This window comes from Chitinophaga ginsengisoli (assembly GCF_003014595.1).
Classification (GTDB): Bacteria; Bacteroidota; Bacteroidia; order Chitinophagales; family Chitinophagaceae; genus Chitinophaga; species Chitinophaga ginsengisoli.
This window is the reverse complement of sequence record NZ_PYGK01000020.1, coordinates 71,166-87,847: the sequence shown is the minus strand read 5'-3', so window position 1 is coordinate 87,847 and position 16,682 is coordinate 71,166. Positions and strand designations below refer to the sequence as shown.

Here is a 16,682-nt window from a genome sequence, read left to right as displayed (position 1 = left end):
TACCTTACTTGAAATAATAAGGGGGGCTCGTGTAAAACCGGGCCCCCTTTGTCTTTTTAAGTAAGATCACTGCATTTATGCAAACCGGCCATCAATCTCCGGGATTTATACAACACTTTCTATTCATTATGTCTTAATTTTGTCTATTATTCACCGGATTAAATCAGTAACAATGACCGGCATTTTGAAACAATATCGCATAGAGATCCGTAATATATTGATCCTCGCCCTGGTGGTGATGCTCCTGCCATACTTACCTAAACTGGGAGTCTTCCTGACAACCACCACTACAGGCGCTATCATTGCCCTGAGCCTGGCAGGCAGTTTAGTACTGGCTTTCACGCTGAAAATATACTTTCGCATATTGGTAATGCGTATTAATAAAGACAACGAAACCGTTGCCTGATTCTTTTTAAACGCAACCCGATATGACGATGAAACAACTACTCAATATCTCCTATACACTTTTCCTGGCAGCATTGATGACTGCCTGTGGTAATTCCGGTACAAAGCCGGCTAAAGACAGTGCGTCTGTTGCTACTCAACCTGCAGAACAGGCGCCCGCCCAGGATGCTGCTATTGCCGGTAAATTGCCAGATCCGGTATGTGGTATGCCTTATGATACCATGTATAAGGAATGGACCGTATATCAGAACGATACTATTCATTTCTGCTCCCCGACCTGCAAGCGGGTGTTTGAGAAGAATCCGGAGAAGTATGCAGGCAAGCTGGGACTGTAATCGACCGTCGGCCCTTTTTTATCTCTTACCCAATGTAACTTAGTTCAGTTTTTTGCGTTCTAATTACAAACTCCTATGCATGAGATCACTATTAACCAGCTTGCTGCTACTCATGTTATTTTGCAGCTGCGAGAAAAATGACGTAGAACCCACGCCTGCGATAGACGTCACCGGCGCCTGGCAACTGTCCCAACAGTTATCAATGCCAGATACCGTTTGGCAGGATATCGCCTCCGGAGATTCCGCTTATTATGTCTTCGGAGCCAATGGCCAGTTCGTTTTTGAAGCCAAAAGTTACCACCTCACAGGTACCTATACAGTCATCCCTTCCGGCGATAAGATAAAACTGATCGTTACCGGCAAGGATTCCGTTTCCCAATATCTCCTGGTGGAAAAACTAAACGATACCAGCATCCGGATAGATGACTGGTTAATTGGTGTCAACAGACAGCAGACCAGCCGCAAATTCATCCTCATCAACAAGTAAATCACTCATAAGCAATACAATATAAAAAAAGTCCCGGGATAATTCCCGGGACCGTCGATTAAAACAGCTTATGAAAATCTACGCTTACGTTCAAATTATATTATAAAGTTACCCCCCTGGTGTTACGCGAGTGTTATGGGTACATTATCAGCGTATTAACAAATTTAAAGAAGGCCTTAGCTCCTGAGAACCAATGCCCCTGGCTGCATTTTCCACACAACACTTCTCCTCCAATATATCACGCCCGATTGATGCCGAAGCGCCCAATATAGCGACCGGAATAATGTCTGTATTTCCCTTAAAACAAATCAGGGATAACGCATCGCTGCATTATCCCTGATTTCCAATTATTAATTGCTAATCGCTTAGAAACTATATCTTAAGCCCAGCTGCATCTGGTGTCTGCTACCAAAGAAATCTCTGGAGTAAGGCGTACCAGGGTTAGACCAGGTATATACCGGATAAGCGGTTGGAGAACCTGCAGCCTTGCTGCTCAGACCCACGCTTGAAGTAGAGTTGAATGCATTTGAAGTGAAGTACTGAATACCCCAATCCTTGTTCAACAAATTGGTCAGGTTGATGATATCGTAAGTCAGGGTCAGGGTATGAGTAGTCTTACCTGCCTTGAAGTTGAAGTCCTGAGTGAAACGGAAGTCAGCTTGTGTATTCCATGGAGTACGGACGCCGTTACGCTCTGTAAACTGTCCTTTACGGGTGCTCAGGTATTTATTGCCTTCTACGTAAGAGAAGAACGCATCAGCCATGCCCTGGTTTTCAGGAGTGAAGAACTTACGGGCTTCAGCCTGATCTTTCGGAATATATACTAAGCTAACCTGCTGTGGTGTACCCTGGATGGTTGCATTCACGAAACCATAAGAGAATGGTGTACCAGAAGAAGTATTGAAGAACAGGGCGAAGTTAGAAATGAAACGGCCCTTGTGTTCCCAATCCAGTTTATAGTTAGCAGTAGCCACGATACGGTGACGGATGTCGAAGTTGGAGTAAGCCAGTTGCGGATTGTTAGGATTCAGCGCCTGGTTCAGCTGCCAGTTAGACTCCATAGAGTTACGGATACCGTTGGTGATGTCTTTAGACTGACCATAAGTATACGCTACGGAGAAATTCAGACCAAAATCAAACGCCTTGCTCGCCTGACCGGTTAAAGCATAGCGGTAACCTTTGTGTGTGTTAGACAGCAGGTAAGCATTGGTAAACTTAGGATTGATCTTGCTACCGCTAAAGATAGGCTGTTGCTTCTGTGTATCGTAGATGTTATAAGTAGGATTATCTACCAGGTTAACCTGCTGGAATTTCAGATCATTGATAGTTTTGGTATAGATACCTTCTACTGTGAATTTCCACCTGTCTGCTGTAGAGTAATCCAGCGCCAGGCTGCTTCTCCACATCTGCGGCATCTTAAAGTTGTTGTCGATCAGGTCCACCTGTGTAGCGCCGGTTGCATCGTGTACGTTAACACCCTGTGCAGCTACGAACTGTGCACCACCCTGTGGATCAACTTTCACCGGATTGCTACCTGGGGCAGGAGTGGTGGCTGCGTTGAAACGTTTGTCATATGCACCATAGGTAGTACCGTTGTTGTAGTAAGCATAACCTAACCATGCGAAAGGAATACGACCGGTGAACAGGCCAGTTCCTCCACGCAGTACCAGGCTCTGATCACCATTGATGTCGAAGTTGAAGCCCAGGCGTGGGGAGATCTGGATGTTATTCAGGTATTTATTGTTGATATTTTTAGGCTGTGTGTAGCTATAGGTAGTACCGAAGTTAGGATCTACCGGAGCACCTGTAGTCTTATCGCTCAGGGCCTGTTTGTTAGGCAGGCTGGTATAATCGAAACGGATACCAGGAGTCAGTTTGAAACGGTCAGTTACCTGGATCTCATCCTGTGCATACAGGCTGTACATACCGATCTTGAATTTCGCAGGAGGATTCGACATGATATAATCACGGGAATTGTCTGTGTAATTAAAGTTAGCACGTACACGGCTCGGCGCATCAGCCAGGAAGGCATTGATACTATCATAATCCACACGGCCATTCCATGAGTTCACAAAACCATAAGTGATGTTGTACAACTCATTGTGCGTACCGATGGTGATGTTGTGGTTGCCTTTGAGGATGCTCACGTTATCGGTGAATTCAAAAGTCTTCTGTTTCATGTTGAAGACAGCTGCCTCACGGTCTGTACCTAAGAAGATAGTACCACCTCTGGATTTGATCTGGATCTGTGCCAGGGATGGATCAGAAGTCGGCTCACGATAATCATGAATACTTGAATAACCGATGATCAGGCTATTTGAGACAGTATTGCTGAAACGGCTTTTCAGTTCCGCCACGGTAGAATTCTGATTATTCACCTGTTTGTAGTCGATACCGCTGAAACGGAAGTTCTGCTGGTCACGCTCCAGGTTAGTGGCCTGTGAAGTGATGGTATTGTTACGCAGTGACAACTGGTGTTTATCATTGATGTTCCAGTCCAGACGGTTGAAGAACTTATTGGAGTTAGCATAAATAGATGTGTTGCCATAAGTTCCGGGATCGTATTTACCAGATTTAGTCACATCAAGGCTCAGCATGTGCTGACGGATCTGTTCTGCTTCCTGCACGGTGATTATTGGCATATCCGCGGAACCTGCACCCAGGATAACCGGGTCACGGCGGCGTGCAATTTCTTCGTTCGTAAAGAAGAATAATTTATCCTTGATGATAGGGAAACCTAATCTTACACCAGTCTGGTAGTCATGGAAGTCGGAAGGCAGTTTGGAACCATCACCGGCATTGTTCTTACCGATCAGACTAGCATTACGGCCGAAACCGTATACTGAACCATGGAACTCGTTAGTACCGCTACGGGTTACCGCGTTGATACTACCACCCAGGAAGTTACCAATCTTCACATCGTAAGGAGCCAGGTAAACCTGGATATCCTGGATCGCATCCAGTGATACCGGGTTAGAACGGGTGCTGCTACCAGGCTGACCAGAGCTGTTAGACTGTCCACCCAGTGAAGGGCTGAAGCCGATCGCATCGTTGTTGATAGCACCATCCAGTGTTACGTTATTATAACGGTAGTTGGTACCCAGGAAGGAGTTGTTGTTACTCTGTGGAGTACCACGTGTAAAGTCCTGGAAGCTACGGTTAATGGAAGGAAGGGTTTTTAACTGGTTCTGGCCTACTTTAAAGCCAGCACCTGCTTTGTTGGCAGTATTGCCTTTTACCACTACTTCGCTCAGCGCAGTAGTAGCGTCAGTCAGCTGAAAGTTGAAAGTGCTGCTACCCAGTGACAGGTTCAGGTCACGACTTTCTTCTGTTTTATAACCAATGAAGGAAACTGTTATAACATACGGGCCACCTGGATTGATGTTGTTGATCAGGTAACGGCCATCCGCGTTGGTCTGTGATCCATAACGCGTTCCGGTTGATGTGTTCACCGCCAGTACTGTTACACCTGGCAAGGCCTCGCCTTTACTGCTTACTATCTTCCCGGAGATCTGGGAAGTAGTGATCTGTGCTCTTAGGTTGGCTACAGACAGTACAAGGATACTTACGAATAACAATAATGAATAGAATTTCTTATTCACGTCTTTTGAATTTTGACGCAAACGTATCCCTGCTACATTACGCATATGTTAACACAATATTAAATTAATGTTAACACACAGACGCACGTATCATATTCAATGACTTACGAATTAAGTCATTGAACTATGTGAGCAATATTTCTGTCCGGCTTGTTAAATTTTCTACTCGTTTTCCAGGTATAGATACAGGAAGCATGAGTTATGAAACAGACAATGTTCTATTCATACAAGCTTATCAGCATGCAGTAACAAAAGAAGGGAATTCGCAATAGGTCTCCATTTTGTTCGCATATTCTCCAAAAATAAAATTCGTGTGTTAAGCGAGTGTTACCGTAATATTAACTTTCACAATCAAGTATGTTAAGATTTTCATAATGTAACCTTTCTTTTCCCGTAGCCGTTTTACATACAGCATCTCTTGCATATGAAAACAATCTTTAAAGCCTGACCTATATACTGTACTGTGGCATCAACTGCCCCCTTCATCTTTTTTTCCTGGCTTTGTTGTTTTGATGATCTGCCCTGTGTTTAGTGACAGGGCAGTTTCATGTTTAGGTTCTGCTATTACAAAAAGGCTGTTGATCCGGCTAACGGCATCCAGCCGGGAGAGCTTGTTGGTAATAAACATTTCGTATTCTTCCAGATCTGCCACCATTACTTTCAGCAGATAATCATACGGTCCGTTGATCTTATAACATTCCATTACTTCCGGGAAAGCATTCACTTTTGATTCAAACAGCAGAAAGATATCATGCCCATGCTCCTTCAGGGTGATATTTGCAAAGGCCGTCACATGTTTTCCCATCCGCTTCCTGTCCAGGATAGCTACATATCCCTTTATATATCCTTCACATTCCAGCCGCTTGATCCTTTCAAAAATGGAGGTGACTGATTTTCCCAGCCTGGCCGCTATTTCTTTATTGGTGAGACGAGCGTCTTCCTGTAACAGATCCAGTATGTGCAGGTCGGTTTCATCTAACGTGAAATGCATTGGGGAATATTTTACTAAAAGTACGTAGAATAAAGACACTACTTCAGAAAAAAAATCATGATTCACAACCCTTTATAGATTTGTTTTCGCCTTTAGCAGGCATCTGCATTTCTAGTTGCAATAATGATGACCTTTATCCTGACGCGCCAACTAATCATACACCAAAATTTATCTCATTAATGGAAACAAGAATTGTGATTCCTCTACAGGCATTAGGCCTGGAGGATATCCCTATCGTAGGCGGAAAATGCGCCTCGTTGGGAGAGATGATCGCCAACCTTTCAAAAGCAGGTATTAATATTCCCTCCGGATTCGCTATCACTACTACCGCATATTATCAATTCCTACGTCAGAGTGGCCTGGAAGAATATATCCGCGAGCAGATCGAAGGCATTGATTTCGATTCACTGGTTACATTACGCCGGGCAGGCCAGCGGATCAGGCAGGCCATCAGCAACACCAAATTCCCGCACGAACTCAGTACAGAGATCATCAGCGCTTATATGGACCTGTCAAGAGAATACGGACAGGACATCACTGACGTAGCCGTGCGCTCTTCTGCCACCACAGAAGATCTTCCAGACGCCTCCTTTGCCGGTCAGCAGGAAACGTATCTGAATGTACGTGGACCTGCCGCACTTATAGATGCAGTACGCAACTGTTTTGCCTCTCTCTTTACAGACAGGGCCATCAGCTACCGTCAGAACTTCGGATATGATCATTTCAGCATCGGCCTCTCCGTCTGTGTACAGAAAATGGTCCGTTCTGACCTTGGCGCTGCAGGCGTAGCCTTTTCCCTGGATACAGAATCCGGATTTAAAGATGTTGTGGTGATCAACGGGTCATTCGGTCTGGGAGAAATGGTTGTACAGGGAGCCGTATCTCCCGATGAGTTCATCGTATTCAAACCCGCGCTCAATGGTAAGTTTACCCCTATTATTGAGAAGCGCCTGGGCATCAAAGACAAAATGATGATCTATGGGGAAAGTAACGACCAGCGTACGAAAGTGATACCCGTTGAAAGAGGCAATCAGCAGCGGTTTTGCCTGAGAGATAAACAGATCATGCAGCTGGCAGAATGGGTATGTAAAATTGAAGACTACTATACACAGCTTAAAGGTAAATGGTGCCCGATGGATATCGAGTGGGCCCAGGATGGATTGAGCAATGAACTGTTCATTGTACAGGCCCGTCCGGAAACTATCCATTCCCAGAAAGAACATCACACCATTACTTCATATGCTATTGAAAGCAATGCCACGCCCTTGTTGAAAGGGATAGCGGTAGGAGATAAGATCGCCTCCGGAAAGGTCAATATCCTGTTCTCTCTTGACAAACGCGTCACGGAAGGAACAGAATTCAAAGCCGGTGATGTGCTGGTAACAGACATGACCGACCCTGACTGGGAACCTATTATGAAAATGGCGGCGGCTATTGTTACCAATAAAGGCGGCAGGACCTGTCATGCAGCGATCGTAGCCAGAGAAATGGGCATCCCGGCGATTGTTGGCTGTGGTAATGCAACAGAATTACTATCCACCGGACAGGATATCACTATCAGCTGTGCGGAAGGAGACGAAGGTATTATCTATGACGGCCTGATCCCGTTCAAAGAAAACTCCCTCGACCTGCGGGAACTACCTGAGATCAAAACAGCACTGATGCTGAACGTAGCATCGCCCGCCATGGCGTTCCAGTTCTCACATCTGCCCAACAAAGGTGTAGGACTGGCCAGGGAGGAATTCATCATTAACAATTACATAAAGGTCCATCCCCTTGCACTGCTGCATCATAAGTCACTGAACGATGCAAACCTGACCGCTGATATCATGCAGCTGATCAGAGGTTATGATAATGAGGAGGCTTACTTCGTACAGAAGCTCGCTTATGGCATTGCCAAGATTGCAGCAGCTTTCCATCCGGGGAAGGTCATTGTACGCTTCTCTGACTTTAAGAGCAATGAATACTACAATCTTTTAGGCGGCAAATATTTTGAACCTAAAGAAGAGAACCCGATGATCGGCTGGCGTGGTGCATCACGATACTACTCCGACAAATACAAAGCTGCCTTTGCATTGGAGTGTAAGGCCATCAAGAAAGTAAGGGAAGAAATGGGACTGAGGAATGTCGTGGTAATGATCCCCTTCTGCAGAACTGTAGAGGAACTGCTAATGGTGCTGGACACGATGAAAGAGTACGGTATAGAAAGAGGTCGGAATGGACTAGAAGTATATCTCATGGCAGAAATACCATCCAATATCATGATGGCGGAAGAATTTGCCGCACATATTGATGGCTTCTCCATTGGTTCCAACGATCTTACACAACTCACACTAGGCTTGGATCGCGACTCTTCACTGATCGCAGGCCTGTACAATGAGCGTAATCCTGCCGTGTTAAGAATGATCAGTATGCTGATCACTGCAGCAAAAAAACAACATGTCAAGGTGGGCATCTGCGGGCAGGGTCCATCTGACTTCCCGGACTTTACAAAGTTTCTGGTGGAACAAGGTATTGACAGCATTTCAGTAACCCCTGATGCGCTGACTAAAACCGTGAAAGCCATCCATGAAGCGGAAGAAATGAAAGAGCAGATCCCTTACATATAGTCTATATAAGCAGAACAGCGGGCACTGTGATGGTACCCGCTGTTACTGCGCCTATCTATTGAATAGTGATTGTCTTGCTTGCCCAACTGCTTACACAGTTAGCCGTGGTAATCCTCGTCTTGAACACATAAGTGCCGGGCGCCAGGCTAGGCACCTGGAACTCGATATCAGAATCGGTCGAGGTATAGTTATAACCGGTGGCGCTATTTGTGATCTGCCATTCTATAAAATTAATTGGCCCCCTGTACGAAGGATACAGTGTACCGGAAGCTTCTCCTGAAGAAACTACAGATGGTCTGTTGATGAATGTCTGCAGATTACAGGAATTAAGCGGATACAATGTATTTACCGCTAACTTGTCATAAGAGCTTAACAGTACATTACCATTATTGCTGGTATTAAAGGCTGCCCTCATAACAGAATTAGGATCCTGTACAGTAATGTTAGGGAAATAATTTGCTCCGACATAATAACCATCCTGACTGTTAGGTTCCCCGTTAATATCCCAGTCAGTGTGACGTAATCCCAACATATGCCCCATTTCATGTGTCAATATCCAGCTGATCTGGTTTGAAGTTAAACCCAATGCATTAATATAGTTCTGGTTGATAAGTATGTTGTAACCTGGTACACCGTTCAGATCCGGTAGTCCGGGGAAGTCAGCCGATCCCAGCGTAGTTCCTGGCAGGGACATAAAAATAAGGTTCCAGTCATATCCCTGATCCGTTTGGAACAGCATATGAAAATTTAGGTTGGAACCTGCCGAGTTCCACTCATACAATGCCCTGTTCAAAGCAGAATAGTACGTACTATTAGACCACCATGGCTGTGATGTATATATCCTGATGTTGTTAAACGATAATGACTGGTCTGAGTGAGCATGACGGTCATTGGGATTTACAACAGGAATGTGGAATGTGTCCAGGAATTTCTTTGCAATTATGATGTCGTTTTCTACAACAAAGATTGAATCATAGCATCTTACAGAAGATCTTTTAAATCCTAGTTTCTCAATCTTTGCAAGGTACTTTTCATCAATACGTTCCTGGTCTTCTTTTGGCGTTGCGGTCTGAGAGATGTCGTTTTTCTTACAGGCTACAAAACAGAACAAGAATAAGAGCGCTACAGTCAGTAGCGAAGAAGTGATTTTCATCTGAGGGCTCAATTAAAAGTTAACAAAATAAATTAGGGTATATCACTAATTAAATTAGCGTATATCCATTAAAGCGAATATTAAGAAATCGTTAAGACACATCGGAGAAAGCGGATATCAGGATAACGAGATAGGGTATTAACAAAAAAGAGGGACAGACAAAAGTCTATCCCTCCTGATAAGCAGTTATATACAAAGATTACTCTTTTACGTATACTGTTTCGTTTGGAGACCAGTTGATCCAGGATTGTTTAGTCCAGGGATTAGCAGGATCTACCGCACCAACATAGTTCACTTTATCGAAGAAAGAATCGAACTCAGTACCGAATACAGCAGTTTTTGCAGTTTTCAGTGCGAATTCAGTGTTGGTAGCTTTGTAAGAAGCAGCAGCTGGAACTTTGGCGAATACATCACCCAGTGTTTTCAGTGTATCGTTCTTGCTAGCTGTAGTCATGATCAGGTTCAGGATAGCAGTACCATTCAGGTAGCTTGCATCTTTGGTATCAGCATCGAAGAATACAGGACCGATAGCAGCTGCACCCGCACCACGAGCACTAGATATAGGGCTTACGCCACCCACCTGGAATATAGAGTTAGTGATTTTAGAGTTACCAGCAGCCAGAGAGTCCTGAGCAATTTTACTTTCAACATCATTTGCAACCGGATAACCAGAGAATACAGAGTTAGCTACAGTAAAAGTAGTACCTCTTCTCCATCTTGCACCAGCATAGAAATAATCGCCGTTACCGGTAGCAGCACCAGGACCAACGATAGTCAGGTTAGAAATGATTGGGTGAGTGAAAGGAGTGCTGGTGTTTGCACCGTTCAGGTTATCAACTTCCAGACCGTTTGACAGACTTACTACGTCAGAAACAGCTGGATCCAGTAAAGCTACGCAGAACTGCAGTTTACCTTTGAAACCGCTATCCATATCGAAGTTATCATCCAGTGTACCGTAAGCAACCAGGTATTTACAGTTTACATTACCACCGAACCACTCGAAAGCATCATCGCCGGAGTAGCTAACCTGTACGTGGTCAACTGTAGTACCAGCACCAACAGCGTAGAAAGTAACACCGTTTACTTCGCTATCAGGAGTGCTGGACAGTGCGATACCACCAAATTCAACCCTAACATACTGGAGAACACCAGAGTTGTCATTATCATCACCCTGAGCAGCACCGGTAGGGTTACCATAAGTCAGGCTAACAGTAGCATCAACTTCCTGTAAACCTTCTACGTTTCTTTTATCGATAGCTCTGTTTGTACTTGCTTTACCTAACAGGATGATACCACCCCAGTCACCTTTCTTACGTGCACCTGGAGCCTTAGCAGAAGTGAATACGATCGGAGCATCAGCAGTACCTTTAGCGATCAGCTTAGCACCTGCAGTGATGATCAGTGTACCACCGGTAGTTGTAGTAACAGTTCCACCGAGAATGGTTGTACCTGGCTCGATAGTCAGTGTAGCGTTGTTTACAACATACACGTATTCCTTCATCAGGTAAATAGTATCTTTTGAAAGAGTTCTGTTGGCAGAAATTTTACCTTTTAATTCAACGGTTGATTTCGGTTTTTCCGGTGTTGGATTTACTTTATCATCGTCTTTACATGCTACAAAAGTTGTTGCCATTGCAGCGGCCATAAGCAAAACCGACGTTTTCATTTTTCTCATAGAATTTGAAATTAAATTTTTACCAAAAAAATAGATTAAATGTTATAGGAATATTAGCAGTGTGTTACTAAATAATCAACTTATTAATGGAATGTGTAAGAGAAACTCAATGAGAAGTTTGTCCCATATTTGTATGAATAGAATACATAGTCTGTCCCCTTTGAATAGCTCTTCTTGCTGTCCCTGTTCTGGTATAAGAGATATGGGTTGTTCAATATATCAGAGATATTCAATTTGATTTCTGCATTCTTCTTAAACAGGCGTTTGCTCAGTTGCAGATCGAGCAGGTTCCTTGAATTTTCAAAGATATCCAGCTTATTGCTGCTGTCATCTCCCACGATAGTGATCCTTGGACCGATCCTGTTATACAGGATGGTCACGCCCATATCATTATTAGGATTGTTGATCTGTAAGCCGGCATTGATCAGGTAAGGAGACTGACCAGGCATACGTCTCGTTTCACCGTTGATGTTACGCACTGTCTGGCTGGGATTCTTGATAGAAGAATGGATGTATGCTCCGTTTGCAAACACATATGAATTCTTTCCCCAGTTGCCCATAGCAAACTCAAGGTTCTTACGTACTTCCAGTTCTGCACCAAAAGTATTTGCATCATCCAGGTTAATATAAGTACGATCGTTGTTATCGAGACTATACCATGACTCAGAAATAGGATTCTTGAATTTCTTATAGAAAACAGCTACTGCAAAAGTCTCTCCGGCTTTAGGATACAACTCGTAACGCAGGTCGATGTTGCTGATACGCGTCTGCTTCAGTTTTGGGTTACCGAAAACTGCGGCAGTATTCTGAAAATCGAAGAAGCTGAAAGCTGCGATCTCTCTAAACTCTGGTCTTGCAACCGTGTTGGAATAGGATAACCTCAGATTTGATTTATCATTCAATGCATATACGAAGTTAGCAGATGGCAGGAAGCTGCTGTATGTAGTATCTGTAGTATAAGCGCCGGAACCTACAGTAGTTTTCGGTTTCAGCTGCTGGTTGTAAGACTCGTAACGCAGGCCCCATATTACTCTTAACTGTTTTGTAATGAAGTTATCGAACATGAAGTATCCTGCTGTCAGATTAGAATGTGCATCGTAGATACCGGAAGGAGAAGTATTATCCAGCAGATAAATACCATTACTGCCCAGGTTCTCGTTAGAGAACAATTCGTAAGGCTTAGCAGCCAGTTTATCATATGGGAATCCTGGTGCAGATTGATATGATAATGGTCTGTAGCTGGAGAAGCGTTTCCTGTATTGTTCGAATCCACCGATCTTCAGAGAATGGTCCTTGTTATCTTTTAACAGGGGGAACTGATAAGAAGCACCAGCATTGAAAATATCGTCGTTCACTTTGAAGTAACCACGGGAAGAACCACCATTTACCGGCTGATTGATGATAGCATGACTATCAGTATAGTTGGAGATACGGATGTCTGGCTCCTGACGGTTGGTGTTGGAATAGTTCAGCATCCATTCCAGTCTTCTGTTATTGCCCAATCCGTGTTCACCCTGTAATGTAGAAGACAGGATATAACGTTGCACGAGGTTCAGCAGGTAAGACTGTGACAGATAGTGGAATGGAGGATTAGGATCTGTAGCCACCTGGCGCAGCACCGTATTATTATCAAGAATACGGTTATACAGGTTCTTGAAAGAGATCTTGCTGTTCTTGTAGCTGTATGCAAAGTTTGCCACAGCACCTAAAGCACTTGAATATTTATTGCTGGTATCAATGTTATGACGTTTATAAACGTGGTTGTCTATATCATAATCATTACGTTCTGCAAACTCGTTACGTTCACTGTGCGTGTGTGTAACAGAGAATATATAACCCAGCTTACGTTCGCCATAGTATTTGGTATTACCTGCGGTCAACTGTAAGCTTGTACCAGGAGCAACGGTAGTCTTATTTACTTTCCAGTTGTTATTAAAAGACTTGTTCAGATCATCCTGTGCTTTTCCTGATACATTGTTAAAATCTTCAGCAGTAGCGGGAACGCCTGAAGGCAGTTTTCTTGCACTGTTACCCAATGTCCAGTAATCACCGGAACCTCTCATACCTGACTGTGCATCTTTAAATGTAGACAGTGTATTTACTGACATACCAATAGAAGCGGTAACAAATTTCTCATCAGGGAAATCTTTTGTATTCACCTGGATCAGACCACCTGCAAAGTCGCCTGGTTTATCAGGAGTAGCGGTTTTGTTGATCACCATGTTATCGATAAGACCAGAAGGGATGATATCGAAAGAGAAAGATTTTCTGTCAGGTTCTGTACTTGGCAGCAGTACATTGTTCATAGTAGCGTTGTTATAACGGTCTGTCAAACCACGTACTACTACGAATTTATTATCCTGTATACTAGCACCACTTACACGTTTTAGTACTTCACCAGTATTTTTATCAGGAGATGCTTTGATCTGTTCTGCAGAGATACCGCTGGATACAGCTACGTTGTTCTTCTGCGCAACATATAAAGCATTGATGGTTTCCTGTTTGAAAGAACCTTTGATCACGACTTCCTTCAGGTCCTTTGACTTAGGTTCATCCATGATAATGGGTAACACGGTAGGAGCACCGGGTTTTATCACCACCTCGCTTACCGCTTTAGTCTGATAACCCATGTATTTAAATTCCAGCGTGTAAGTACCCGGAGCGAGACTTAAGGTATAACGGCCTTCCACATCGGTAACCGCACCTGTACTTGTACCTTGTACAATAACGGTAACGCCTATGAGGGCTTCACCAGTTTTCTGGTCAGTTACTTTACCTGTGACTTTGCCATTATCTACAGCAAACGCGGAAAGGAAGGAGCTCAAAAGAAGGCACACACACAACAGTGCAGACATAGAATGTTTCACGATATAGCTGATTCTGTTAGTTGATAGAATTACTGGCGCAAAACTATCGTGGGTGTGTTACCGCAGTGTTACAGGAAGGTTACCAGAATGTTAATTGTTAAGGAATAATTAAAAAATAGTTAAGGCGTTCAGGTTAGTATAGATAGTTTTAGGATAGTCAAGGTTCATAGGATAGTAATAATAAATAAGTTAGGGACGGTAATGCTACAACATCGGCCTAGCAGGCAATCTGCTGAGGGCCCTGACGATTATTATTCAATAACCTTTCAAGCGTGATATCAAGCTGCGCGTTATATTCATTATTATGTGTTCTTCCATCAGAAAAAGAAGCAATTAACTGGAACAGGTGCATACTTTTATTTGTAAAAGGCTTATTGTCCTTATTACAAAGCTCCAGTGTAAAATTGAATTTATCTTCCAGTTCTTCTTCAAACTCTCTCAGGCTTAAAGTTTCATCTATCGGAAATTCAATCAGCATTTCTTCATGGAAGCCGGCTTCTCCCAGGGTATCAAATGCGTTCGCCGGCGAATTACGCATGTAAACAGCAATGTTACAGGAGAGCAGTCGTTGGAACTGCATCTGTAACAGTGACACTGTCATTAGAGGATGTAACTTCAATACTTTCATCTTACTATTTATGTGAGCATTACCAGTCGGATCACTGAATATTATAATGTTACAAACTTAATAGCTCAGTATTAAGTGAATATTAAGCAGTTGTTATTATATCATAAATAAATGTTAAATAACAAGCATTTATATATGAGCTATTGTTGAGGGAAGCTGATTGCCTTGGAAATATCTCCCCAGGGCATATTTGAGGCTTCATCTTCTTCTTCCGGTAATACAACACGGGTTTTTGATACGGGGTATTGGTAGAGCGACCACTGGCCATTGGTATATTCCAGCGAGGTGAGACTTTCCACCCAGTCGCCGGAGTTCAGGTAGGTAACGTTTTTACCATTATGCTCCATTTCTTTGATGATCGGCTGATGGATATGCCCGCAGCACACCACATCGAATCCTTTATCGATCGCTATTTCGGCAACCACCTGCTCAAAATCGGAAATAAACTTCACCGCCTGTTTTACACCATGTTTCACCTTTTTGGAAAAGCTCATCTTTTCCCTGCCCATACGCTCTAATATATTATTAACCAGCCTGTTAATAATTATCAGCAGATCATATCCCTTTCCACCCAGTTTAGCCAGCCACTTTGAGTTCTTCATAGTCACGTCATATACGTCTCCATGGAAGAACCAGTGTTTTTTGCCATCCACCTCAAGGATCAGTTTATTGTCGATAACCAGGTTACCCAGCCCGAAACCGGCGTATTTTCGCAGGGCTTCATCGTGGTTACCTGTCAGGTAGTATACTTCAGTACCCTTTCCGGTCATTTTCAGGATCCGGCGGATCACTTTGGTATGCGCTTTAGGAAAATAACGCTTGCTAAACTGCCAGATATCAATGATATCCCCGTTCAGTACCAATATCTTAGGATCGATACTATCCAGGTATTGGACCAGTTCTTTAGCATGACAACCGTAGATTCCGAGATGTACATCAGATATTACAACAATATCAAGTGGGCGCTTATCAGACATTTTTAATGAGGATTGAACCGAAAAAACCGGGCAGTTGTTAGGTTTAGTGAAAAATAGTTTAGTCCGCTGAAAACGGCCACAGGTGTAGGAATAACCTCTTCACAAGCAGCCTTTTTTCACAATACAAAGAAAAAATTGCTATATTACTTTTATATTAATCCAGTGTTAAGGAATCATTAAGGATAATTTTTTCTTGGAGGTATTGCCTACGGAAAGCTATTTTTGCGGCAAATTTTTCAAACAAAGAGTATGGGAGGCTTCAATTCTTTTGTAAAGTTATTTATACCAAAAGACAGGGTTTTTTATTCGTTATTCGAGGATGTAGCTGCCAATCTGGTGGAAATGGGAAAAGTGCTGGTTGAACTGGTTTCTGCTACAGACATGGCGGTACGTAAGGACAAAACCCATCTGATTGAGCGGCTCGAGCACAAAAACGATGATTTTACGCATCGCATCTTTGTGGAACTGGGGCAGAACTTCATTACTCCATTTGACCGTGAAGACATTCACCACCTGGCGGCTACGCTGGATGACGTGGCTGACTATATCCACGGTTCTGCCAAAAGACTGGACCTTTATAAAGTAATGGAAATCAACGATAGTGTTCGCAAATTGGCTGAACTGATCTACCAGGGCACCCTGGAACTGCATAAAGCCATCCCTGAACTGCGTACTATGTCCAACATGCGTAACATCACGGATGCCTGTGTAAAGATCAACAGCCTGGAAAACCATGCGGATGATATCTATGACATGGCCATCGCAGATCTGTTCGAGAAAGAAGCCAACAATGCAGGAGAATTGCTGAAAATGCGTGAACTGTACCAGGCCCTGGAAATTGCCACAGACAAATGCGAAGATTGCGCCAATGTGATTGAGTCAATCATCATAAAATATGCTTAATCAATAGATTAAGCATATCCGCCTGCCTATTTAATGCAAACTACTTTCTA

The 16,682-nt window shown here is 43.4% G+C and carries 12 protein-coding genes; 5 read left to right on the top strand and 7 right to left on the bottom strand.

The genetic code is table 11. The annotated features are described in order from the left end of the window. The first annotated feature begins 172 nt into the window (after window positions 1–172). The 3 genes from CLV42_RS30630 (at window position 173) to CLV42_RS30620 (ending at window position 1,227) form a co-directional block, all read left to right on the top strand. Window positions 173–406 carry a hypothetical protein gene (locus tag CLV42_RS30630; RefSeq protein WP_106605754.1) on the top strand — a complete coding sequence of 78 codons (234 nt, stop codon included), beginning with the start codon at window positions 173–175 and terminating at the stop codon, window positions 404–406. A 28-nt stretch (window positions 407–434) separates the two neighbouring features. Continuing rightward, window positions 435–740, top strand: coding sequence for a YHS domain-containing protein (locus CLV42_RS34230; protein WP_211303562.1), 306 nt, complete (start codon window positions 435–437; stop codon window positions 738–740). A gap of 79 nt (window positions 741–819) precedes the next feature. Beyond that, entirely contained in the window at window positions 820–1,227 is a 408-nt protein-coding gene (locus tag CLV42_RS30620; protein WP_146154530.1) for a hypothetical protein, read from the top strand. 365 nt (window positions 1,228–1,592) lie between these two features. Here CLV42_RS30620 and CLV42_RS30615 read toward each other — a convergent pair whose 3' ends face one another. Then, window positions 1,593–4,829, bottom strand: coding sequence for a TonB-dependent receptor (locus tag CLV42_RS30615; protein WP_106605801.1), 3,237 nt, complete (start codon window positions 4,827–4,829; stop codon window positions 1,593–1,595). A gap of 469 nt (window positions 4,830–5,298) precedes the next feature. Continuing rightward, the gene (locus tag CLV42_RS30610) at window positions 5,299–5,820 is read right to left on the bottom strand and encodes an Lrp/AsnC family transcriptional regulator (RefSeq protein ID WP_106605752.1); all 522 of its coding nucleotides are present in this window, start codon (window positions 5,818–5,820) and stop codon (window positions 5,299–5,301) included. Between the two features lie 179 nt (window positions 5,821–5,999). On the opposite strand from CLV42_RS30610, the gene ppsA reads away from it, so the two are divergent. After that, window positions 6,000–8,429, top strand: coding sequence for a phosphoenolpyruvate synthase (ppsA, locus tag CLV42_RS30605; protein WP_106605751.1), 2,430 nt, complete (start codon window positions 6,000–6,002; stop codon window positions 8,427–8,429). A 55-nt stretch (window positions 8,430–8,484) separates the two neighbouring features. On the opposite strand, the gene CLV42_RS30600 is transcribed toward ppsA, so the two are convergent. The 5 genes from CLV42_RS30600 to CLV42_RS30580 all read right to left on the bottom strand — a co-directional run bounded on the left by CLV42_RS30600 (window position 8,485) and on the right by CLV42_RS30580 (window position 15,729). Next, window positions 8,485–9,582: a M57 family metalloprotease gene (locus CLV42_RS30600; RefSeq protein WP_106605750.1), complete on the bottom strand. Its 1,098-nt coding sequence runs from the start codon at window positions 9,580–9,582 to the stop codon at window positions 8,485–8,487. Window positions 9,583–9,781: 199 nt separating this feature from the next. Next, complete coding sequence (locus CLV42_RS30595; protein ID WP_211303561.1) at window positions 9,782–11,215, bottom strand: hypothetical protein; 1,434 nt, start codon at window positions 11,213–11,215, stop codon at window positions 9,782–9,784. A 125-nt stretch (window positions 11,216–11,340) separates the two neighbouring features. Next, window positions 11,341–14,112, bottom strand: a complete 2,772-nt coding sequence (locus CLV42_RS30590; protein WP_106605748.1) for a TonB-dependent receptor — start codon at window positions 14,110–14,112, stop codon at window positions 11,341–11,343. Between the two features lie 229 nt (window positions 14,113–14,341). Then, entirely contained in the window at window positions 14,342–14,752 is a 411-nt protein-coding gene (locus CLV42_RS30585) for a hypothetical protein (protein WP_146154528.1), read from the bottom strand. Window positions 14,753–14,892: 140 nt separating this feature from the next. After that, the gene (locus tag CLV42_RS30580; protein WP_106605746.1) at window positions 14,893–15,729 is read right to left on the bottom strand and encodes a UDP-2,3-diacylglucosamine diphosphatase; all 837 of its coding nucleotides are present in this window, start codon (window positions 15,727–15,729) and stop codon (window positions 14,893–14,895) included. Window positions 15,730–15,978: 249 nt separating this feature from the next. Here CLV42_RS30580 and CLV42_RS30575 point away from each other — a divergent pair, with 249 nt between their 5' ends. Further along, window positions 15,979–16,632, top strand: a complete 654-nt coding sequence (locus CLV42_RS30575; protein ID WP_106605745.1) for a DUF47 domain-containing protein — start codon at window positions 15,979–15,981, stop codon at window positions 16,630–16,632. The last annotated feature ends 50 nt before the right edge of the window (window positions 16,633–16,682 follow it).

Bases quoted from the DNA above. Each gene is read 5' to 3' on its own strand.
- CLV42_RS30630 (WP_106605754.1), top strand. From the start codon at position 173: ATGACCGGCATTTTGAAACAATATCGCATAGAGATCCGTAATATATTG.
- CLV42_RS30590 (WP_106605748.1), bottom strand. From the start codon at position 14,112: ATGTCTGCACTGTTGTGTGTGTGCCTTCTTTTGAGCTCCTTCCTTTCC.
- ppsA (WP_106605751.1), top strand. From the start codon at position 6,000: ATGGAAACAAGAATTGTGATTCCTCTACAGGCATTAGGCCTGGAGGAT.
- CLV42_RS34230 (WP_211303562.1), top strand. From the start codon at position 435: ATGAAACAACTACTCAATATCTCCTATACACTTTTCCTGGCAGCATTG.
- CLV42_RS30620 (WP_146154530.1), top strand. From the start codon at position 820: ATGAGATCACTATTAACCAGCTTGCTGCTACTCATGTTATTTTGCAGC.
- CLV42_RS30610 (WP_106605752.1), bottom strand. From the start codon at position 5,820: ATGCATTTCACGTTAGATGAAACCGACCTGCACATACTGGATCTGTTA.
- CLV42_RS30580 (WP_106605746.1), bottom strand. From the start codon at position 15,729: ATGTCTGATAAGCGCCCACTTGATATTGTTGTAATATCTGATGTACAT.
- CLV42_RS30575 (WP_106605745.1), top strand. From the start codon at position 15,979: ATGGGAGGCTTCAATTCTTTTGTAAAGTTATTTATACCAAAAGACAGG.
- CLV42_RS30585 (WP_146154528.1), bottom strand. From the start codon at position 14,752: ATGAAAGTATTGAAGTTACATCCTCTAATGACAGTGTCACTGTTACAG.
- CLV42_RS30595 (WP_211303561.1), bottom strand. From the start codon at position 11,215: ATGGCAACAACTTTTGTAGCATGTAAAGACGATGATAAAGTAAATCCA.
- CLV42_RS30600 (WP_106605750.1), bottom strand. From the start codon at position 9,582: ATGAAAATCACTTCTTCGCTACTGACTGTAGCGCTCTTATTCTTGTTC.